Source organism: Candidatus Tisiphia endosymbiont of Micropterix aruncella, from assembly GCF_965178575.1.
In the GTDB taxonomy this organism is placed as follows: domain Bacteria; phylum Pseudomonadota; class Alphaproteobacteria; order Rickettsiales; family Rickettsiaceae; genus Tisiphia.
Genome location: NZ_OZ238268.1, coordinates 469,646 through 490,631 on the forward strand (window position 1 = coordinate 469,646; position 20,986 = coordinate 490,631).

A 20,986-nucleotide genomic window follows, 5' to 3' on the forward strand; every position below is an offset into this window, starting at 1 on the left:
TACTAAGATGCTGTATGCTTATTTGAGAGTGGTTTATTTTACCTGTCGCTGGCAATTTGTCTTTTCAGATAATTACAATAAACAGGAATTTTTAGCACAAAAAGGGGTGATCTTTGCCTTTTGGCATAATAGGCTGGCTTTCGGTCCAGGAATATTTGCCGGTCATAAAGATATTTATGCTCTTATTTCCCCTCATCGAGATGGCAGAATAATTAGTGATATAGTAGGTAAATTTGGCTTTGGGGTAATAAATGGTTCTAGTAATAAGAATCCTGTATCAGCTTTAAAAATAATTATCAAAAAGTTACATAACGGTAGTAATATAGTGATTACACCAGATGGTCCACGTGGACCTATTTATAAAATAAATAGTAATATTAACAAAGTTGCTCAAAAATATAATATAAAATTGATACCAGTTTCTTGTAGTGCTTCTAGATATTTTTTACTTAAAAGTTGGGATAAACTGATTATGCCTCTACCTTTTGGTAAAATAACAGCTTTTATAGGCTTACCACTAGCTTTTGTAGGAAATGAAAACCAGGACAATATTAATTTAGCACAAGCATTAACAGGGTTGAAGTAAATCTATCTATGATCTATTTATACCATGTCTTAAGTTTTCTATTTCTTCCACTGTATTTCTTTTTATTAGTATTAAGAGTTATTATTGGCAAAGAAGATATAAAACGTATTAAGGAACGTTTTGCTATTTTCCATGCACATACTAAACGAAATGAAACTTTAGTTTGGATACATGCAGCCAGTATAGGGGAATCTCTTATAGCTCTTACCTTAGTTGAAAATATCAATAATCTTTGGTTAAAAAGAACTATGCCAAAAACCGCCTTAAAGTTTTTGGTTACTTCGGGAACTAGATCTTCTGGAAAAATATTACAACAAAAACTACCGCAAAATGCCATTCATCAATTCATTCCTATAGACAATATTATTTTTGTTAAAAAGTTTTTTAAAAATTGGCAACCAAACCTAGGAATTTTTGTTGAATCAGAGTTATGGCCATGTCTCATTAGTGAAGGGGCAAAACATTGTAAACTATTATTATTGAATGCACGTATTTCTGATAAATCATTTGAATCATGGAAAAAAATAAGTTCATTTTTTAGGTTAGTTATCGCTAACTTCAGTGAGATTATTGTGCAAAGTAACCGTGATTTCCAAAAATTTACGCAACTTGGTGTGACAAATATAGTTAATTTAGGTAACATTAAATTTGCCAACAAAAAATTACCTGTAAATGAACAAGAGTTAACAATTTTTACACAACATATGAGTGGTAAAAGAGTTGTTGTATTTGCTAGCACCCACCTAGACGATGAGGTAGTAGTACTTAATATTATAAAACCAATAAAACAGCGACACCCAGATTGCTATTTTATTCTAATTCCACGCCATCCTGAGCGTAAGAATGATATAGGAAAAGCGTGTACTCAATTAAATTTAACTTATAGTATCAAGTCCGAACAAAATATACCTATTCTAACTGATGATCTTTACATTGTTGATAAATTTGGCGAACTTGGATTGTTTTTTAGCATAGCCTATATCTCATTCATTGGCGGTTCATTTAAACAAGGAGGGCATAACGTACTTGAACCAGCATATTTTGCTAATTATATTATATTTGGGCCAGATATGAGTAATTCTGCTAATATTGCTAATGAAATGCTTACTAATAAAGCTGCTACTCAAATTCGAGATGAAAACGATTTGCTGAATAAAATTGAGTATCTTCTATCTAAGACTGGTACTCAGGAATCTAAAGTTTATCAGGCTAATGCTTTGGAATTTGTCAAAAAAAACCAACAAATTTTAGGTAATTATTTAAATATTATAGAAAAACACTTAGTGGAGAATTAGTGTTATGTTATACTCAAAACATGTTGTATTAGTTGATGAGCAAGATAATATCCTTGGAATAGAGGATAAGTTAAAAGCTCATAATTCTAATACTCCATTACATAGAGGATTTTCTGTATTTCTTTTCAATAGCAAAAAAGAATTTTTGATACAAAAAAGAAGTTTACTCAAAAAAACTTGGGGTGGATTTTGGTCAAATAGTTTCTGCGGACATCCACAAATTAACGAAACTTATGAACAAGCAATTTATAGGCATGCAAAATTTGAATTAGGCTTAGTAAGCCTACAGAGAGTAGATCTTATTGCTAATTATCGCTATAAATTTGCTATAAATAATATTGTAGAAAATGAAATATGCCCGATATATTTGGCTTTATCAGATGATATCATAAAAATAAATGAACAAGAAATAGCAGAAGTAAAATTACTTAAATGGGTAGACTTTAAGTTATATATGGAAAAACACCAAACAAAATTTTCCCCTTGGTGCATCGAAGAGTTCGAGATATTAGAAAATAATGAAATATTCAAAAAATTTATGGATTCAGCTCTGTAACTATAGTATAAAGCTGGACTAATGATATAAAGTATTTTTAGGGGTCATAGCTCAGTTGGTAGAGCGTTTGAATGGCATTCAAAAGGTCGGGGGTTCGATTCCCCCTGTCTCCACCAGATACCTCCAACCTTCTCATAATTTTCTACTTTCCTCGTAAATATCCTTATGCTGCTTATATGCTGCTAATAATTTCAAAAATGGTATCTTAATTGCTCTATTACCTCGTTTAAACCTGATGTTTAAGTTGAGGTATTATGCACACTATATGCTGCTCTTTTTTTCCTGCCTGTTCTACTACTGGTAGTGATGTTGGTAATAATTCTACTATCTTTTACCATTTTGTTGGTAATTTTGTGCCACCTGAATGGCGGACTCTTTCTTCCAGTAATGGTAAAGTTTTAAGTAAAACTGCTAGGCAGCTCCTATCATTGATCGTATTTCGCTTACAAATCTATCATAATAATAGCATAGATGAACTCCAGGAAACTTATAACTTTTTTGAACAGTCTTTAGGAGTTTGCCAAGAACGGGTTAGGCAATGTTTGATGGAGTTGCAGAAAGCTGGCTTTATTGATCTTCGTAAAGCAACCATAGTCAAATATGGCATTAAGTGCCGTAATACTCCTTGTATTAAACTGGCAAGAATTTTCCAACCTCATTCTCAAAAAATTTCTACTGAAGATGAAAAAATTTTAGACTCAACTCAAAAAAACTTTGGGGCTAACCCCAAAGAATTTTTGGCTCAACCCCAAAAAAGTTTGGATCACTCTATATATATAGATAATAATAAAAATATATCTAATAAATCTAGATATGGCAAATCTGAAATTTTTCAAAATGAAAAAAATCAAGTTGATGCTAATGAAATTGATGAAAACCAGCAATTACCACAACAAAAGATTGAGCCAATTTTACAATTTGCACAAGAATTATCAGATGAAGCACAAGTTGATAATACTAATACATCTGCTGAAAATCCTATGAGAGATGCCTTGCCACTTAGTAGAACATTACAAAAAGTTGTTCAGCAAGTCTCACAGAAACGTCAGTCAGTAATAGAGTCAAATTGTTCCAATAGTTCATGCATTCCAGTTGTAAACCATAAAAATAGCTGGTTCAGAAGAAAAAGATTAGCTGATTTTTATCCTTTAACTCAAGAAGATGCTAATTTATTGCAGATTAAATCAAATCGAGAATTTAACTTAGACTTTATCAATAAGTTGCTATTAAAGCTAGCTGGGGAATATTCAAATCATCATTTTGGTCATAAGAAAGTGTTGTTGAGCTATATGGCTAAAGCTTTAAGCAATGAACTACGAGAAACTACTAAAGCTAATTCTAGTAATTTCCAGTTTAAATCTAGTGATGACAATAAAACTAAAGAGCAGTATCTACAGAAAATAAAATATTGTACTGATAATAGCCAGCAGGCTCAATTAAAACGTAAAATTTCTGGTGCTTTTGATACTGATACAGCTTATCAGTTGTTAACTTCTTGTACATTTGGTAAAGTTTTAGAGGAGCAATTTCAGGTTAAGTTATTAAAAGATATTTCCTTATCAGAACATGTTAAAACTAAAATATTACAGCAAGTACAAATGGTATATGGTAATAAAATAACAAAGTTACAAATTATGCCATGTAAGCGATCTATATCAACAACACAAGGAAATAATACTAAAGATGAAAATTATGCCTATTTGCTTGAGCTAAGTAAACAATTAAATCCTGATTCATTATGGTATAAAGCTAGAAAATTTTTAATTGAACGATACAATAAATATGTTGATATCGCTACCTTTAGTAAATTAATAGTGGTAAAAGAAGATAAAATCAATAAAAAAGTAACTCTTAAACCCACTTCAGCTTTTTATGATTATTACATTAGAGATCGTCATATGCAAGATTTAAAAGCCGCCTTGCAAGCTCAAAATTGTAGCTTAGAATTAATTAGCTGGAATGATAATTACAATATTATTAATTAAAACTAATAATTTGTAATTATTACCTCATAAGAGGTTTTTCTTTGCTGTGGCATGGAATAGGTGACCTGGATAGTATTAATGTTAAAATCTTGGTACAAGTTTCTAATAAAAGCTGTATCACTATTCGAGATCATAAATTTAACAGTTTGATTATCTAGTTCCTTAGCAAAATCTCTTAGTCTCATTTGGTCTTGTTCATCAAATGGCAATCTAGTATAAAATTTCTCACCAGATTGGTGATAAGGTGGATCGAAATAGACAAAGTCATTTTTCTGCGGTTCAATAAAAGAAAAATCTATAGCACAAATAGATGTATTAGATAACAGCCTGCTACATTGTTGTAATTTAGTAGTAATGTCAGATTTATGATAGTTTCTACTAGAAAAGCTTTGAGCTGGCTCACCATTGATATTGACACGATATATTCCTTTAAAGGAATATCTATTAAGATAGATAAATCTTGCAGTAATTTTATTAGGATTATTACTATTATTATCACTTCTAACTTGATAATAATAGTCTTTGCAATGATTTGCTTGATGTGAATCAAGTAACTTACTTATTGCTTGTGGATTCTTTTTAACCGCATTATAAGACGTCACTAAATCAAGATTAATATCAGATAGATAGCATTTATTAAACATGTGTCGGACTTGGAAAAATAATGCACCACCGCCAAGAAATGGTTCATAATAATTACTTACTCCTGAAGGAATATGTTTAATTAATTGATCAACAATTTTTCTTTTACCACCAACCCATTGGATGAATGGTTGGGTTTTTTCTATAGTTACTGACATAAAGTTATTTATTAAATATTCTATTATTAGATTATATCTAAAATAGGCTTAAATGCCAGATAATACTGTAGTTTCAGGTCTTTTTTAGTATTATTATTAGTATAATAAACACTATTATTCTGTTTATTTTTATAATTAAGAATTGCTTTTATTAATTAGCACAATCTAAGTGTCTCATTTGTGCAGCTCTGTATCAGATTGGACAAAAATCTGTTAAAGACTTGGCAAATCCTCTGTACTGTCAAGAATTATGGTGATATCTGTGTGAATGATGCTGCTAATTAAGGCACGCATCAAGCTCAGAGGTTAAATTTTACTATGCAAGTTTAACCCTTTAACCTCTGGCTTTCTATTTCCATCACTGAAAACAGCAGAGGTATGCTATGACAATTAACAATGAAAATCAACAACAAGATAACAATAAAATAGAAAATTCTACAGAAAAAAACTGGATTTTACATCTAGCTCCAACAACTGTCACATTAATACCATCCGATCAAGCTTGCCAAATGATAGCTCCACAAGGAAATTATGCGGACATTATTAGATATAAAGAAATACAACTAGAATTGCAAGAAGCTCAAAATAAACTAAAAATAGATGAATTAATGAGAATAGATTTAATTCGCAATATTGGTTATAGCATAGAAGTGCCTTGCAGTGGGATGTTTGCCCTAATAACCGTTCTTTATGAAGTAGAGCAAGACACAGAGAGAAAGCATTATCTCAAAACTATAGTAGATTGTGCTGAAATATTACTTGATTATTCGCATCATGTTCTAGCCTTTTTAAGGCAGAATGTTGCAGCACCAACCATAACTCTAGAAAAATTTAACATAAAAGAATTAGTCAATAAAACGATCACTAAAGCTAGGCCAGCTGAGATAAGTAAAGGCTTAAATCTTTCCTGTAATTTTCAATATGATATGGCAGATTATATCATTGGCGATCATTCTAAATTGCAGGCAGTATTGGATCAATTAGTGGGTAATGCTATTAAATTTACTAAAGAACGTTAATTCGGGATAAGGATTAGTAAAAATAGCAGACATATATACACTACGAAGAGCAATTAATGTATGAATTCACAGAAATGCAATTTATACATATCCAAAATCTTGTATTAGTTATAGCTAAAGCATTTTTACTAATCCTTATCCCGAATTGACGTAAAGAAGGTCATGTTATTGTGACAGTTGGTTTATTTCCACCTTTAAATGGCACAAATAATGCACGAGATAAGATGTTACAAATTATTGTGCATGATACAGGGGTTGGTATCGTTGAGGGAAAACAGCGAGATATGCGTAAAGAATTAGATGATGCAAATACAATTGCTAAATACGTCAATTCGGGATAAGGATTAGTAAAAATGCTTTAGCTATAACTAATACAAGATTTTGGATATGTATAAATTGCATTTCTGTGAATTCATACATTAATTGCTCTTCGTAGTGTATATATGTCTGCTATTTTTACTAATCCTTATCCCGAATTAACGTTATTAGATATTATAGATTCCCGCCTACGCGGGAATGACATACTAGTGATCCATGCAACAAAGCCTTTGCAGGGATGACACCTTAGGTTGTTAAACTATACCTAGAAGTTTTGCTATTGCTTTTTTTCAAAGCAAAATAGTATAATCCCTACAATGTGTCATAAGAGTCTCCTAGGGAAGGAAGATCTTCACCTAACAGTTCTAATTTACTCTCTGTTGGCTGATCAAAGTCAGTCTGTATTTGATTTTCTTTTTGTTCTTGTGCTGTAACTATCTTAGAAGCCTCAGTTAAATACCCGATATCCTTGGCAACATGTATCCCCTGCATACCATTTTGCCTTGCTATATCCACATTATCTAAATCATCATCTATTAAAACAACCTTCTTATTCTCAGAAACACCAAAATGCCTCTTGGCTTCCTCTATATGCTCCTGTTTGCCTTCACAGCCATCTCTACGAGGATGTGACACTATATAAAATTTTTTCAATAGAGTTTCTTCCAATAGAGTCGATTCTAAAGCAAGTTGCTTAAGAGCGTATTTGATCCACTCAGGATATGAGCCAAAAGATACAATAGCTATATGACATCCTATAGTTAATACTTTTTGTAACAATTCTACTAATGGCTCTTTATTTTTCCAACTTTTTGTTTCATCTGCTAGAAATAGATCTACACAATTCTTATAATTGAAAGTAGTATTAAGAGCATTGTGTAAGGAGCCTTTTACTATTGTTCCATCCCAATCAATACATAATAACATCTTATCAGATTGAGTTTCTTTTTCCAAAGAATCCTTTTGCTGTTTAACTTCTAGTTGGTCATAATCCGAAGTATTCATTACCCATTTATCTTTTACTATGCTAAAATCAAAAGGGGGGAGTTCTAATCTTGCCTTTTTTACTTTTGACATCTGTTGTTCTCTTATATTTATTTTTGTTATTTTTTATAATTAAGTAATTTATAGGAAAAACTGTATTACCCTTTTAAAGGGTATTCTTCTTGAACCCAAAAACTCAGAACTTAATAAATTAATTTTAAAATTTTTGCAAGCAAATTATTAATATTATTTAAGTAAAATGAAATATATTAATCACTGTTATTAGCATATTGTATTGCTTATTAAAATATGATAAACTAGTTTAATTAACTAGTCTATTAAAGAGGATTCATGAGAATAGTTGGTATGTTTAAAACAAAAACTCACTTACCGGAGCTAATTAAAGAAGTAGAAGCAGGTGAAGAATTATGCATAACAAACAGAGGAAAAGAGGTAGCTTTTGTTATACCTGTAGCTAAATATTATTCCCAAAGATTTGATGATCTATTTAAAAAACTTGCTGAACTTAAAAAACGTAGTCCTCTTGGCTCTACAGATGATGTTATTAAAATGAAAAATCTTGGTAGAAAATGAATTTAGTAGTAGATTGTTCATTCATTATGTCATCGATTTTACCGGATGAGCAGCAGCTTAAGGTCGATAACATTTACCATCAGATTTCTAACAAAGTATATAATATATTTGCCCCTGCTGTCTTTTTTTTAGAATGTAACAATGTGCTTATATCATCCTTAAAAAAACAGCGTATTACTAAAAGTAATTATGAAGAGTATTTACACCTCTTAAATACTCTTCCTATTAATATTGATAAATTTTGTTCTAGCCCTGAATCTCTACATATAATAGCAAGGATTGCAACTAAATATGGTCTAACGTCTTATAATGCTTCTTACCTTGAATTATCCCTACGCCTTGAAGCAAAAATTGCTACTCTAGATAATAATTTGGTTAATAGCTGTAAGATAGCAAATATAGAATCTATAATTTAAAATACTAATTACTTCAAATATGCACTTAATAGTGAATTCAGTTGAATTATGTCAAAGAAATCTCCACTCGAACTTTCAGGTTATATTAAGTACTAGTATATTGTTATACCAATAGTTTAATTATTTTAGCCTACTATATCATTTTTTCTTGCTATTAATTAACCAAATCATCAATATTTATAGTACTATTAAAAATTATAAGGTGAATAAATGATAGGGAACTATAAAGAACAAAAAGGTTTAACAAGGAAACAAAAAGAAGCCGTTGGATTGCTTTCAGTTGGGACATTCCTAGAATATTTTGACCTGATGTTATATGTTCATATGGCAGTATTTCTTAATGAGCTATTTTTTCCAAAATATGATCCACATACTACAGCAATTTACTCTGCTACAGCTTTCTGTTCTGGCTTTGTTTTTCGACCGGTTGGTGCATTAATTTTTGGTTGGATAGGTGATAATATAGGGCGTAAGACTACCGTTATCATCACGACTTTTATAATGGCTTTATCATGTCTTATAATAGCTAATCTACCTACCTATGCCCAAATAGGTATTACAGCTCCTTGGTTACTCACCATATGCCGTATAATACAAGGAATCTCCTCTATGGGAGAGGTAATAGGAGTACAACTTTATTTAACTGAATTTATAAATCCACCAAGCCAATACCCAGCTGTTTCATCAATTTCCGTTTTTAGTACTTTAGGAGGAGTTGCTGCTTTAGGAATAGCATCTTTAGTGACCTCCTATGGATTTAATTGGCGTATAGCATTTTGGATGGGAGCGAGTGTAGCACTGGCTGGTACAGTAGCTAGAAGGAGTCTTAGAGAAACGCCGGAATTTGCTAATACCAAACGTCAACTAAAAAAAACTCTTCAGCAGACTTCAAATGTTGCCGGCATATATCTCAAAAAACTGGAAAACAACCCGATATGGAAGGAAAAAGCTAATAAAGTAACAATAATAGCCTTGTTTTTAATAGAATGTATGTGTCCCGTATGTTTTTATTTTTCTTATATTTATTGCGGAAATATGTTAAAAAATTCTTTTGGCTACACTGCTGAACAGGTTATTCATCAAAATTTTATTATCTCAATATTTTCCTTCTTAAGCACTTTGGTATTAACATATTTAAGTTATAAAATATATCCGTTAAAAATTGTAAAAACTTTGTTATTAATATTTTGTCTATTTGCTTTAGCTTGCCCTTATTTATTAAATAACCTTAATAACTCATTTGATGTATTTTTAATTCAATTAGTCGTTATGTTATTTGTACCTAACGGTCCTAGCACAGGACAGCCAATCTATTATAAACATTTTCCTGTCTTTAAACGTTTTAGCTGTGCTAGTCTTACATTTGCCATATCTCGTGCCTTAATGTTTTTAGTTACCTCTTTTTTGATTGTTTACTTAACTGAGTATTGGCATCATTGGGGGATAATGATGATATTGTTTCCAGTTTGCATAGGTTTTGCATTTGGATTATTTCATTTTGAAAAGTTGGAGAAAAAGACTGGGAATTATCCACAAAAGCTCCATGTAGAGGTATAGATAAATGTTGACAACATAATGCCATAATTTGTTTTGTTACTGTTGGTATTTTTAAATGCATAGCTAAAGTTAAAAAATCTATTACTGTTTCCTCTAATATCTTTTTAGCTGTTTCCAGTGATTTAGCTCCTAGAGTTTGTAAATTACCCCAATTAGGGATAAGAATTAGTTAATTCTTATCCCTAATTGGCTTTAATATAAGGAAAAATGCATTCTTAAAGCGGCTAACGCGAATGCATTTTAAACCTTTCTAAAGCTAAAAACATGATTTTAATCTTTTAAAATCATGTTTTTAGCAAAATATTAACTTAACAATCAGATGCAGAGCCGTCTCAAATCTGATTGTTTCTATAATTTTACCGAATTTGGGATAAGAATTGGCAAATTCTTATCCCGAATTCGCGTAAATTGTGAATCCAATCCAAGAATTCTAGCAAGCGAGAAGCAACATTGCTGCTAATTCAACTGAATTCACTATAACACAAGAACTCTATTCCAATTTGATATATTTTGCTCTATAATGCACATCTAAAAAATATATTAAAGGTTTTTGATGTCTGCTATTCGCAATATTGCCATTATCGCCCACGTTGATCATGGTAAAACCACTCTAGTTGATAATATGCTTAAGCAAAGTGGGACTTTCCGAGAAAACCAAGCAGTAGCAGAACGTGCTATGGATTCAAATGACCTTGAACGCGAACGTGGTATAACTATTTTAGCCAAATGTACCTCCCTTATGTGGGAAAATATCCGTATCAATATAGTTGATACTCCTGGTCACGCTGATTTTGGTGGTGAGGTAGAACGCATTCTTACTATGGTAGATGGAGTTGTATTACTAGTTGATTCTTCTGAAGGTACAATGCCTCAGACAAAATTTGTGCTGTCAAAAGCTCTAAAACTTGGTTTGAAACCAATTGTTGTTATCAATAAAATCGACCGTCCTGATAGAAGAGTAAGTGAAGTAGTTGATGAAGTATTTGAATTATTTATGGCATTAGAGGCAACTAATGAACAACTAGATTTCCCAATTATCTACGCTTCGGGACGTAGCGGTTGGGCATCGCTCCATCTAGAAGATGAGCAAAAAGACCTTTCTCCTCTTTTTAATTTGATAGTATCTCATGTACCTGCTCCTGTTGCTGATAGCAGCCTTCCCTTTTCTATGCTTGTTACTACTAGAGAATATAACTCATATTTTGGTCGTGTATTTACCGGTCTAGTGCAGAGCGGTACGGTTAAGATTAACCAAAATGTTAAAGTACTTAATCGCGATAATATGGTAATTGAAAATGCTAGAATAAGTAAAATACTGTCATTCCGAGGATTGGAACGCGTAGCTGTCGATGTAGCATATGCAGGGGATATCATTGCTATTGCTGGAATTCAGAACGCTACGGTAGCTGATACTATCTGTGACCCTGAAATAATGCTAGCACTCCCTTCCTTACCTATAGATCCACCAACATTATCCATGACCTTTGGAGTAAATGACTCTCCTCTTGCTGGACGGGAAGGATCAAAGCTTACATCAAGAGTTTTAGGTGATAGATTGATGCGAGAGATCGAAAGTAATGTGGCAATACATGTCAGTCAAACTGAAGAAAAAGATGCTTTTCAAGTTGCAGGTCGTGGTGAGTTACAATTAGGAATATTAATTGAAACTATGCGACGTGAAGGTTTTGAACTATCAATCAGCAGACCACGTGTATTATTCAAAGAGGATGAACAGGGAAAAAGATTAGAACCAATTGAAGAAATCCAAGTTGATGTTGATGATGATTTTGTTGGAGTTGTTGTTAAATCCTTGGCAATACGTAAAGCAGAAATGACTGATATGCGTCCATCTGGTGGCGGTAAAACTAGAGTCACATTTTTAGGACCATCACGCGGTCTTATTGGTTACCACGGTCAGTTTCTAACCGAAACTCGAGGTACAGGTGTTATGAACCGTGTTTTTCATAGTTATGGCTCATATAAAGGGATTATTGAAGGGAGACGTAATGGAGTGTTAATTTCTAATGGAGATGGTGAATCTGTTGCCTATGCTCTATGGAATCTTGAAGATCGTGGAAAAATGTTTATAAACCCTAATGAACTAGTATATCAGGGAATGATTATAGGCGAACATAATCGGGATAATGACCTAGAGGTAAATCCTCTGAAAGCCAAACAATTATCAAATGTCAGAGCTTCTGGCAAAGATGAAGCTATGCGTCTTATCCCACCAGTCATTATGACATTAGAACAATCTATCAGCTATATCCAAAATGACGAAAGAGTAGAAGTTACTCCTAAATCAATCCGGCTTCGTAAGGCAGTATTAAACCCTAATGACCGAAAGAGATCAGAACGACGTAATGAGGACTAATTGCTATAGTTAAATCTTTGCTAAAATAGCATGCTCTTTCGTCACTACTGGGAAAAATTGCTTGTTAAAAGGAAATAATTCTACTTTTTTATTGCTGACAAACTCGATTTCAATGATATCGCCTGCTTTAAAATTAAAAACATTTGTAATTTTTCCTATAGCCACCAAATTAGTATCTAGTACCAGTAAACCTCTTAAGTCTTCAATATAAAATTCATCTTCACTTAATGAAGGGAAATCACGCCTATGACAAAAAAGCTTACATCCCTTTAACCCTTCAGCTAATGTCCTACTATTAATTTCGTTAAATCTACATATTATATCACCTTTAGAATTTTGACTAATGAGTTTGAGGATAATTTTTTTTCCTAATTCATCCACCAAATTCATTTTAATGATATTAGTATTTGGCATAGTAAAAGATTTGACGTAAACATTACCCTGCACTCCGTGTACTGATGATACTACACCAACAAAAATTAAATCTTCTTTAATAGACACCACCTAATTCATTAAGAGAAACCATTTTTTCTTTTTCGGATAGTTTCCAGTTATTTTCTCTAATTTTTCAAAATGAAATATGCCAAAGCTATATCCTATCATGACTGGAATTATAATAATCTGTAATCCATAATTACCTAAATATTTTGTTAAATAAATAAGCCCAAAAGATGTGATAATATACATAATAGTATGAGATATAGCAAATAAAGAACTAACATATGTGAAGCGTTGAAAAACAGGGAAATATGTAAATAAAATTGAACGGGCTGGAGCTAAACTAGGTATAAACAACAGAATAAATACTTGGAACAGAAAAATATCAAAAGCTGTTCTAGCATGACTCAATAAGTATGGGCAAATCAGAATAAGAACCCAAAAAATTACCATTCTAATTTTTAAAATCATTAGGGGGTACACGTAATAACATAAATATACCAATGATAAAATCCCTAACATGTCTACTATTGAAACAAAGAAATTTTGATAAATAACTTGTTCAACCGTATAACCAAAATTATTTTTAAGTATCTCTCCGCAATGAATAAATGTTAAATAAAAACATACTGGCCAAGCACAGAATATTAAAAACAAAGATAAAGCTGTTACTTTATTAACTTTCTCTGTCCAAATAGGATTCTTTTCCAATATACTAGAATTCTCATTAATATCTGCAAAAATCATTTTCATTCGTCGTTTTGCGTCAGCAAATTCTGGTGTTTCTCGTAAAGTTGTTCTAGCTACTGAACCAATTAACGCAACCAATGCACCAAAACAAAAAGCATAACGCCAATTGAAGTTGTAAGAGCTAGAAATAAATGCAACGCCCAAAGCAAAGGTTCCCCCTAATACAGAAAAAAAACTTATTACTGTTACAGACATATATTGTTGTGGACGTTTTATAGTTTCAGTCAAATATAATTCTGCCCCTATTATTTCTCCCATGGAAGTCATGCCTTGTATAATACGACATATTGATACAACTACAGCAGCAGTAATACCTATTTCAGCATAAGTTGGCAAACTAGCAATAATAATACAAGAAAATGCCATCATAAAAGTGGTAATAATAACAGTTACTTTACGTCCTATAGTATCACCAATCCATCCAAAAATTAATGCCCCAATAGGTCTTAATAAATATGTGCCACAAAAAGCAAAGGCTGAAAGTAATTGTGCTGCATGGGGATCATATTTTGGGAAAAAAAGCTCATTAAGAATTCCCGCCATATGTATATAGAGCATCAGATCAAAATATTCTAGAAAGGTACCGATTGAAAGTAATCCGACAGCCTCTTTTTGTTCTCTAGTTAGACGAGTTTGAGGATGCACCCCATCTGCTTGTATTAATCTATTCATATTGGTCTATATCTATCTTCCTTATTTAATACCAATTGTCTTTTATAAAATAGCTTAAATCTCAGATATTAGCACACATTTGCAGCACTCTAATTACTAAACCCTTAATACCTTTATGTATTTGTGCTAAAGGAGCATCTAACATAAAAGCAGGAGTAGTAACCAATCTATTATCTTCGTCCACGACTATATCTTGAGCATTACAAATTTCTCCTGTTGCTCCTAGCTTATTTATCAGATCATTTGATTCTCCAAGAGTAACCTTAATTTTTGTATGATTTCTTAAGACTATAGCAAGTAAAGCAGGAGCAATACATATAGCTCCAATTGGTTTTGATAAATTATAAAAGCCTACTATTATTTCCTGTAAATCTTCTAGTACTGTAGCATTTTCATTTTTGAGTCCTATATCAGACAAATTTAGTGCAGCACCAAACCCACCCGGTAATATTAAAGCATCAAAATCTTCAGCACGTATTTGATTTAATGGTTGGATTTTACCACGAGCAATGCGTGCTGATTCAACCAATACATTACGTTCCTCTAACATTTTTTCTTGAGTTAGATGGTTAATCACATAATGTTGATTTTTATTAGGAGCAAAAATTTTTACATTTACATTATGCTTATCAAGTTCCAATAATGTAAAAACTGTTTCAAAGATTTCAGCCCCATCTAAATATCCACAACCTGAAATAACTACAGCAACATTTCTCATAATATTCCTATAGTCTTTTTCTGTTTCTTACTTTAAGATTTGTAGCAACTTTAGTTGATTTTATTTTCTTACCATATGTTCTTGATGGTACTGTTGTCTTGACTATCAATTTATTAACCATAGTATTATTATTTCTAGGCTGGTCAAAATGGCTATCTAATAGTTTTACCATTTGCATATTTCTAGACTCAGCAGATTTACCACCAGTAACAATAGCAACCAAAGATTTATTTTGTCTAGTTGCTGCAGTAATCAAGTTATAACCGGCTGGAATGGTATAACCAGTTTTCAACCCTTCAACTCCTTCATACATTTCATTTACTTTATTATGTCCTCGTACAATATTGCCTCTAAAAACAAAGTTGTTTCTAGAGAAGAAAGTATAATATTTAGGGAAATCTCGCTTAATAGCTATAGATAGTTTAGCAAGATCTCGAGCCGTAGTTTTCTGACAAGGATGATGCCATCCAGAAGCGTTTTTAAAATAAGTATCTTTCATACCAAGCTGTCTAGCACGAATATTCATCAACTGAGCAAATCTTTCTTCAGTACCTTTAATATTTTCAGCTACTACCATAGCTGCATCGTTTGCTGATCTAATAATTAGGCCTAAAATAGCTTCTCTTACAGTAATAGTTTCTTTTTCTTTAAGCCCTAATTTGCAGGGCAACATTTTCTCTGCGTTTTTTGAAACATATAATCTTTGATTCATTAATAACCTGCCAGATTCTACCGCTTCAAATAACAAATACAAGGTCATTAATTTTGTCAATGAAGCCGGATATATTCTAGTAGTAGAATTTTTATCGTGCAGTATCCTACCAGTATTGTAATCTACGACAAGACTTGTCTGAGGTGGCGAAGACACAAGCTTTTTTGCAGCATAAACAGGACGTAGGTTTGTACTGAATGTTATTACGCAAGTAAAAAATAGCAATAATCGTATTAACATAATTTTATGTTTTAGGAATCTTTTTATTAAGATAGAACAATATTATAAGTCCTGGCAAGGCTAAAATTATTGTTAAGATAAAAAAATTATCCCAACCCAACATTTTTACTAGGCTACCACCAAAAACGGTGACTGTGTTATTAAATAAACTACTACTACTACTGAGTAAAGCATATTGCGATGCAGAATATTGTTTGTTGCAAAGGTTGCTAATATATCCAACAAGTGCAGTAGTACCCATAGCTCCAGCAAAGTTCTCTATAGTAATAGCAATGAAGAAAGCTTCAGAACTTACTGGTTGATGATTTAACCAAATAAAAGCAAAATGCGTGATACTTTGTACAATTCCCGTTATAATCAGCCCTTTAAAATTTCCAAGTCGGTATACAACTATTCCACCAGCAAAAGACCCAGCAAGTGTAGCTAGTACCCCATAAAATTTAATAATCAGTGCTATCTGTCCCTTTGTATAACCAAGTTCCATATAAAATGGCATAGATACTACACCAAGCATAGCATCACCTAATTTAAAAAATATTACTGCTAGTAAAATAGTAACGGCATATTTCCTAACAAAAAAGTCCTTAAAAGGGTTAATTACTATTTTTGTTAGTGATAATAAAGATAAAATATCAACATTTTCTCGTAATAATGTAGGTTCATTGACAGTAATTATAAAAATTGTTGCTACAACAAAAACTATACTCATAGCCACAAATGTAGCTGACCAATCACTTGTGGCTTCAGCAAAATACAAAGCCCCAGCTCCAGTAATCAGCATGCCAAGTCTATAGCCTAATACTGCCGTAGCACTTGCTATAGCTTGGGTTTCCTGATCAAATTTATCTATCCTAAGTGCATCAACACTAATATCAAATGTTGCTGACAAGAAACCAAGGCAGATAGTAAGAAAATATAGTAAAGTTAATGATTCATTAGGTAAAACTGTACTCATACTGAATAGTACTAAAGATATTAGTATAGTACAAAGTATCAGCCAACTTTTTCTATGACCAAATTTCTTTAATAATGGTATCTTAAAATAATCTACCAAAGGAGACCAAAAAACTTTTAGCGAATAAGATAGTCTTGCAACGGCAAAAGTGGTAATAATTGCAATATCAATATTAGAATCTTTAAGCCAAGCAACTAAGCTAGTGAATAATATAGCTAGTGGCATGCCACTAATTGCCCCAAGAACCAATATTTCGAATAGTCTATAATCTTTTAAAATTCTTAATAATAACATTTATTCTTCTTTAATTGTGGATTTCCTTCTGTTCTCTAAAGCCTTTCTTAATTCAGTCTCGTCTGACGTTTTTATGGGATCTAATATAGTGCCTGAGGTTTTTATTGTAAGATTTATAGGTGTATTTTGATTACTAGAATTATTTAGATTAGGATTTAAGTCTGCTATATAGAAAGATAATATTGAAGATAATACCATATCTAAATTATATATATTTATAGCTAATGATGCAGCTCCGCTAGTATATTTTGTATTAAATACTAAGTTTTTCATTGTAACTATTCCATTTTTTAACTGAAGATTACCACGCAAACTATTCAATTCAGTGTGCCCTTGATACATAGATTTTGCTAAATCATCTTTTAAATACTTTAGATTATAGTCTTTATTATTAATTTTTTCTATCAATGAATCAACAGAGAAGTTACTAATCTTGGCATTTTTTACTACAAACTCTGATTGAGTGTTAAGCTCATACAATAATTCTTTTAAACTATTGCCATGAGTAGCAAGTGTTCCATTTATGCTCATTCCACCGTAATTGTCTAGTAATCCTCTTGGCAAAATATTAGATAATTGAGCTAAATCAATAGAATTAAGTGCATAAACAAAGTTCAGAGTATATGGATTTAATAAAATATTACCTTCTGCTTTTAATTTACCAGAAAGTAGATTTGCTTCAAGGTTATCAATCTTAAATAAAGCATTATTATTTGCTAAAGCAAGTTTAACATTTTGTAATACTAGATCATTCTGAATTATTTTTGATAATGCACAATTTAATTTTAACTCTATTTTTTCTACGTCAAATTCATTCAATAAGTTATTTCGCAGATTAAGTAAAGATTTAGGGGTTAAAAAGTTAACATTAAGAGAGCCATCATTTATTGTAACTGTTAATTGCGGTTTAATGTTACTTGCTAACAAACTAGCACTAAGATTGATGTAATCACTATTGCTTCTTATATCAAGATTACTAATTCCAATATTACCTGGTGAGACATTTGCTAAGATATATGCTTTGCCAAATGAATTCTTTCCTATAAGCAGATCATTTATAGTAATATCAAAATTACCTAAATAATCAGCTGTCCTAATGGGAATATATTTAGCTAAGTATGATTCATCTTTCATATTCTCTGACAAACTTTTAGCAAATTTGATCATTGGTGAGATTATCGGGTAATCGTCTCTATTTAAATCAATCGAGGAAAAGTCAAGGGTCGCTATAAAATGCGGCATAGAACCAATAAATCTAGCAGTAATATTACCTATAACTTTAGTGTTGTCAGTTTTTAGCATAAGGTTTTGTAAATAGACATCTATTAAAGTTAGTTTTAAATCTGAAGATAAAATAAAAGCTGTAGGTTTCTTACTCACTGCTTGTTTGTAACCTAAAGTATTCAACACAGAATTAAGGTCATTATGTTGCAAGTAAATTGTGCCATCAAATATACTTCGTACTGAGTTTTGGGTTACATTACCTATCAATTGAAAATTTCCTCCGGATTTTATTATACCAGAAAAATCATTGACCACTAATACCCCTTTATCTAAATTAAATGAAAGTTTAGTATTATTTAATATCTCATCGTTACCTAATATTATTTGGTCAACTAAAACATTCGTTATGATTGATTTATTATCAAAGATAAGTCTTAATCCAAAAACTGAATCACTAAATTGGTTAATATTGTTTGATGAAGTGATAAGTGATTTTACGTCTATTTTAGGAAAATATAATTTTATTATACTAGTAACATTGTCATTTCTGCTCAAATATACCCCTCCATTACCTACAAGCGAATTAGAGTCTATGGTTACATTTTCTAGCTTGAGCAGTTGCCCAGTAGGTAAGATATCAAATTTTATATTTATCTTTTCATTCTGATTAAATCTTCTAAATAAAGAATCTAAATCTGGCACTAGAATATGTAATATATCAGCTAAATTTTGTATTAAATATTCTGCTTTGCCATTTATTAGTTTAGAGTCTATATAGGTTTCTAGCAAATGAAAATTATAATCATCATTAGAGATAGTAAGATCGAGATTTATTTGGTTGGCCTTTTTTTCAAAAAACCCAGATAATTTTCCTACATATCCTCCATCCCCTTTGAATGAAGTGCTATTAGCAATAGAGTTATTTTTAAATAAAGAGCAATTATTTAAAGTAAGAATAGGTTGGTTATTTTTATTTAAAATACTCAGATTTTTAACATTAAAATTTATATCCATTATATCATTTGTTATAAATGAACTAACTAGCCTATCATGGTTTATAATGTCAAAATCTTGTTCATCTGAATATATTGTGGCACTATATATAATTACAGCACTAATTCTTGGTCTGAAAATTAATAATGACCATGGGACAAAGCGAATTTCTATATTTTCTAATTCTAATTTCCCTTCCTCTTTTATGTGATCAATAATCAAATAAGGTATGGGAAATTTAATTATTTTTATTTTTTTTAAATTCTGAGGAGAAATTTTTAATTCATTAACAAAACTATTACTGGCGGAACTATAATCAACAAAGTTCACCGCAACTAATATAGTACATACTAACAACGAAATAGCAATGACAGTAAATATAATTACTTTTCTTATCATAAAATTATTATCTTCCAAGAACCAATATTACTAGGTATATATCAAAAACGTTAAAAATAAAAACTATATAATAAATATCTAACATGACGGGGGTAACAAACAAGGGGTGAGAGGACTAGGTGTACATTTTAACACTTTTGTAATAATTCCTTCCTCAAAAAACTAGTTAAAGAGAGAGTTTTTTGGGGGTCGTATTCCGGCAATTTTAGTGAAAAAACGGCATGCGACGGGAATACAGACTTTTTATTAGAATAATAAAAACCATAGAAAGCTAGAGGTAATATGGTGGGCGGTGACAGACTCGAACTGCCGACCCTCTCGGTGTAAACGAGATGCTCTACCAACTGAGCTAAACGCCCCTTCTTTCAATTTAACGCAGATAATGCCCTATCTTCCCAAAAAAATCAAGTTATTTCTGTAAATTATTTAGATTCTATAGCTAACCCGAAAAGGTTTTAGGTATATGTTAATCTTAGCTTAACTAGAAGCGATGTCATCCCTGCGTAGGCAGGGATCTATAATATCTAATAGTCTTTTAGGCTATTTTTTAGATTCCTGACCGAAGCGGGAATGACATAAAGGCTATCACCATTACTATGCCTTAAACCTTTTCGTGTTAGCTATAGATGAACTACATGAGGTACAAGTTACGTATACTGCTCGTAAATGAATAGTTGGTAGACGAAGGTCAACTTCAAGAAGAGCTAGGAGTGTCAAAGTCGAGCAGCGGAGCGTACATTAGTACGTGAGCAGCGGAGATCTTTAGACACGACGACGCCAATTCTTGAAGTTCACCGAGTATACATTCTCCGCAAGTATTTATGATAGCTCTTCTTCAAAGCAGAAGAGTATATAATTAATCTTCAAAATTACTATCTTTAATCTCTTTCCAAGCCTCGAGAATTTCTTTTAACACTTCTTTATTTGTCTCAATTTCGTGGTCATCAAAATCACTCAATGATTTTATTAAGTCCTCAAGATCTTTTAGTGTTAATTCAGATATATCCTCATCGGAATAATTTTTTTCTAAACTTATAGCAATTTCGTCAACATCATTCCAATGCATTATTTTTACCTAATTATTTCCATAGGCAATTACTATTACCA

The 20,986-nt window shown here is 31.6% G+C and carries 19 protein-coding genes and 2 tRNA genes; 11 read left to right on the forward strand and 10 right to left on the reverse strand.

What is annotated here, in order from left to right:
* Nucleotides 1-7 precede the first annotated feature (7 nt).
* From ACN1AG_RS02245 to ACN1AG_RS02265, 5 genes are all read left to right on the forward strand, one after another.
* Nucleotides 8-586, forward strand: a complete 579-nt coding sequence (locus ACN1AG_RS02245; protein WP_417905634.1) for a lysophospholipid acyltransferase family protein — start codon at nt 8-10, stop codon at nt 584-586.
* Nucleotides 587-594: 8 nt separating this feature from the next.
* On the forward strand, nt 595-1,881 hold the full coding sequence (gene waaA / locus ACN1AG_RS02250; RefSeq protein WP_417905337.1) for a lipid IV(A) 3-deoxy-D-manno-octulosonic acid transferase: 1,287 nt from the start codon (nt 595-597) through the stop codon (nt 1,879-1,881).
* 4 nt (nt 1,882-1,885) lie between these two features.
* Nucleotides 1,886-2,437: an isopentenyl-diphosphate Delta-isomerase gene (gene idi / locus ACN1AG_RS02255; protein WP_341753869.1), complete on the forward strand. Its 552-nt coding sequence runs from the start codon at nt 1,886-1,888 to the stop codon at nt 2,435-2,437.
* Between the two features lie 40 nt (nt 2,438-2,477).
* Nucleotides 2,478-2,553, forward strand: a tRNA-Ala gene (locus ACN1AG_RS02260).
* A gap of 138 nt (nt 2,554-2,691) precedes the next feature.
* Nucleotides 2,692-4,422, forward strand: coding sequence for a hypothetical protein (locus ACN1AG_RS02265; RefSeq protein WP_417905338.1), 1,731 nt, complete (start codon nt 2,692-2,694; stop codon nt 4,420-4,422).
* Between the two features lie 2 nt (nt 4,423-4,424).
* Here the strand turns inward: ACN1AG_RS02265 and ACN1AG_RS02270 are convergent, their stop codons facing one another.
* Complete coding sequence (locus ACN1AG_RS02270; RefSeq protein WP_417905339.1) at nt 4,425-5,222, reverse strand: DNA adenine methylase; 798 nt, start codon at nt 5,220-5,222, stop codon at nt 4,425-4,427.
* A 383-nt stretch (nt 5,223-5,605) separates the two neighbouring features.
* Here ACN1AG_RS02270 and ACN1AG_RS02275 point away from each other — a divergent pair, with 383 nt between their 5' ends.
* Both ACN1AG_RS02275 and ACN1AG_RS02280 read left to right on the forward strand, forming a co-directional pair.
* Complete coding sequence (locus tag ACN1AG_RS02275; protein ID WP_417905340.1) at nt 5,606-6,241, forward strand: sensor histidine kinase; 636 nt, start codon at nt 5,606-5,608, stop codon at nt 6,239-6,241.
* A 170-nt stretch (nt 6,242-6,411) separates the two neighbouring features.
* On the forward strand, nt 6,412-6,582 hold the full coding sequence (locus ACN1AG_RS02280) for a hypothetical protein (protein ID WP_417905341.1): 171 nt from the start codon (nt 6,412-6,414) through the stop codon (nt 6,580-6,582).
* 289 nt (nt 6,583-6,871) lie between these two features.
* Here the strand turns inward: ACN1AG_RS02280 and ACN1AG_RS02285 are convergent, their stop codons facing one another.
* On the reverse strand, nt 6,872-7,636 hold the full coding sequence (locus ACN1AG_RS02285) for an HAD family hydrolase (protein ID WP_417905342.1): 765 nt from the start codon (nt 7,634-7,636) through the stop codon (nt 6,872-6,874).
* Between the two features lie 258 nt (nt 7,637-7,894).
* Here ACN1AG_RS02285 and ACN1AG_RS02290 point away from each other — a divergent pair, with 258 nt between their 5' ends.
* The 4 genes from ACN1AG_RS02290 (at nt 7,895) to typA (ending at nt 12,484) form a co-directional block, all read left to right on the forward strand.
* Nucleotides 7,895-8,137 carry a type II toxin-antitoxin system Phd/YefM family antitoxin gene (locus tag ACN1AG_RS02290; RefSeq protein WP_367364440.1) on the forward strand — a complete coding sequence of 81 codons (243 nt, stop codon included), beginning with the start codon at nt 7,895-7,897 and terminating at the stop codon, nt 8,135-8,137.
* A gap of 26 nt (nt 8,138-8,163) precedes the next feature.
* Nucleotides 8,164-8,553, forward strand: a complete 390-nt coding sequence (locus tag ACN1AG_RS02295; protein WP_417905343.1) for a type II toxin-antitoxin system VapC family toxin — start codon at nt 8,164-8,166, stop codon at nt 8,551-8,553.
* Nucleotides 8,554-8,763: 210 nt separating this feature from the next.
* Nucleotides 8,764-10,110 carry an MFS transporter gene (locus tag ACN1AG_RS02300; protein ID WP_417905344.1) on the forward strand — a complete coding sequence of 449 codons (1,347 nt, stop codon included), beginning with the start codon at nt 8,764-8,766 and terminating at the stop codon, nt 10,108-10,110.
* Nucleotides 10,111-10,663: 553 nt separating this feature from the next.
* The gene (gene typA, locus ACN1AG_RS02305; protein WP_417905345.1) at nt 10,664-12,484 is read left to right on the forward strand and encodes a translational GTPase TypA; all 1,821 of its coding nucleotides are present in this window, start codon (nt 10,664-10,666) and stop codon (nt 12,482-12,484) included.
* A gap of 9 nt (nt 12,485-12,493) precedes the next feature.
* Here the strand turns inward: typA and rimM are convergent, their stop codons facing one another.
* From rimM to iscX, 8 genes are all read right to left on the reverse strand, one after another.
* Entirely contained in the window at nt 12,494-12,985 is a 492-nt protein-coding gene (gene rimM, locus ACN1AG_RS02310) for a ribosome maturation factor RimM (protein WP_417905346.1), read from the reverse strand.
* Nucleotides 12,986-12,988: 3 nt separating this feature from the next.
* A complete protein-coding gene (locus ACN1AG_RS02315) occupies nt 12,989-14,344 on the reverse strand; it encodes an MFS transporter (RefSeq protein WP_417905347.1) in 1,356 nt (451 codons plus the stop codon).
* A gap of 61 nt (nt 14,345-14,405) precedes the next feature.
* Nucleotides 14,406-15,062 carry an isoprenoid biosynthesis glyoxalase ElbB gene (elbB, locus tag ACN1AG_RS02320; RefSeq protein ID WP_417905348.1) on the reverse strand — a complete coding sequence of 219 codons (657 nt, stop codon included), beginning with the start codon at nt 15,060-15,062 and terminating at the stop codon, nt 14,406-14,408.
* 7 nt (nt 15,063-15,069) lie between these two features.
* Entirely contained in the window at nt 15,070-16,014 is a 945-nt protein-coding gene (locus ACN1AG_RS02325; RefSeq protein WP_417905349.1) for a D-alanyl-D-alanine carboxypeptidase family protein, read from the reverse strand.
* Nucleotides 16,015-16,018: 4 nt separating this feature from the next.
* A complete protein-coding gene (locus tag ACN1AG_RS02330; RefSeq protein WP_417905350.1) occupies nt 16,019-17,263 on the reverse strand; it encodes an AmpG family muropeptide MFS transporter in 1,245 nt (414 codons plus the stop codon).
* Nucleotides 17,264-19,879 carry an AsmA-like C-terminal region-containing protein gene (locus ACN1AG_RS02335; protein WP_417905351.1) on the reverse strand — a complete coding sequence of 872 codons (2,616 nt, stop codon included), beginning with the start codon at nt 19,877-19,879 and terminating at the stop codon, nt 17,264-17,266.
* Between the two features lie 283 nt (nt 19,880-20,162).
* A tRNA-Val gene (locus ACN1AG_RS02340) sits at nt 20,163-20,238 on the reverse strand.
* A gap of 497 nt (nt 20,239-20,735) precedes the next feature.
* Nucleotides 20,736-20,945 (reverse strand): Fe-S cluster assembly protein IscX, encoded by a 210-nt coding sequence (gene iscX / locus ACN1AG_RS02345; RefSeq protein ID WP_341757756.1) that lies wholly within the window; start codon nt 20,943-20,945, stop codon nt 20,736-20,738.
* Between the last annotated feature and the right edge of the window lie 41 nt (nt 20,946-20,986).

Coding starts and splice junctions, on each gene's coding strand:
- waaA (WP_417905337.1), top strand. CDS start 595: ATGATCTATTTATACCATGTCTTAAGTTTTCTATTTCTTCCACTGTAT.
- idi (WP_341753869.1), top strand. CDS start 1,886: ATGTTATACTCAAAACATGTTGTATTAGTTGATGAGCAAGATAATATC.
- ACN1AG_RS02290 (WP_367364440.1), top strand. CDS start 7,895: ATGAGAATAGTTGGTATGTTTAAAACAAAAACTCACTTACCGGAGCTA.
- ACN1AG_RS02315 (WP_417905347.1), bottom strand. CDS start 14,344: ATGAATAGATTAATACAAGCAGATGGGGTGCATCCTCAAACTCGTCTA.
- elbB (WP_417905348.1), bottom strand. CDS start 15,062: ATGAGAAATGTTGCTGTAGTTATTTCAGGTTGTGGATATTTAGATGGG.
- iscX (WP_341757756.1), bottom strand. CDS start 20,945: ATGCATTGGAATGATGTTGACGAAATTGCTATAAGTTTAGAAAAAAAT.
- ACN1AG_RS02335 (WP_417905351.1), bottom strand. CDS start 19,879: ATGATAAGAAAAGTAATTATATTTACTGTCATTGCTATTTCGTTGTTA.
- ACN1AG_RS02245 (WP_417905634.1), top strand. CDS start 8: ATGCTGTATGCTTATTTGAGAGTGGTTTATTTTACCTGTCGCTGGCAA.
- typA (WP_417905345.1), top strand. CDS start 10,664: ATGTCTGCTATTCGCAATATTGCCATTATCGCCCACGTTGATCATGGT.
- ACN1AG_RS02265 (WP_417905338.1), top strand. CDS start 2,692: ATGCACACTATATGCTGCTCTTTTTTTCCTGCCTGTTCTACTACTGGT.
- ACN1AG_RS02270 (WP_417905339.1), bottom strand. CDS start 5,222: ATGTCAGTAACTATAGAAAAAACCCAACCATTCATCCAATGGGTTGGT.
- ACN1AG_RS02300 (WP_417905344.1), top strand. CDS start 8,764: ATGATAGGGAACTATAAAGAACAAAAAGGTTTAACAAGGAAACAAAAA.
- ACN1AG_RS02285 (WP_417905342.1), bottom strand. CDS start 7,636: ATGTCAAAAGTAAAAAAGGCAAGATTAGAACTCCCCCCTTTTGATTTT.
- ACN1AG_RS02330 (WP_417905350.1), bottom strand. CDS start 17,263: ATGTTATTATTAAGAATTTTAAAAGATTATAGACTATTCGAAATATTG.
- ACN1AG_RS02275 (WP_417905340.1), top strand. CDS start 5,606: ATGACAATTAACAATGAAAATCAACAACAAGATAACAATAAAATAGAA.
- ACN1AG_RS02325 (WP_417905349.1), bottom strand. CDS start 16,014: ATGTTAATACGATTATTGCTATTTTTTACTTGCGTAATAACATTCAGT.
- ACN1AG_RS02295 (WP_417905343.1), top strand. CDS start 8,164: ATGTCATCGATTTTACCGGATGAGCAGCAGCTTAAGGTCGATAACATT.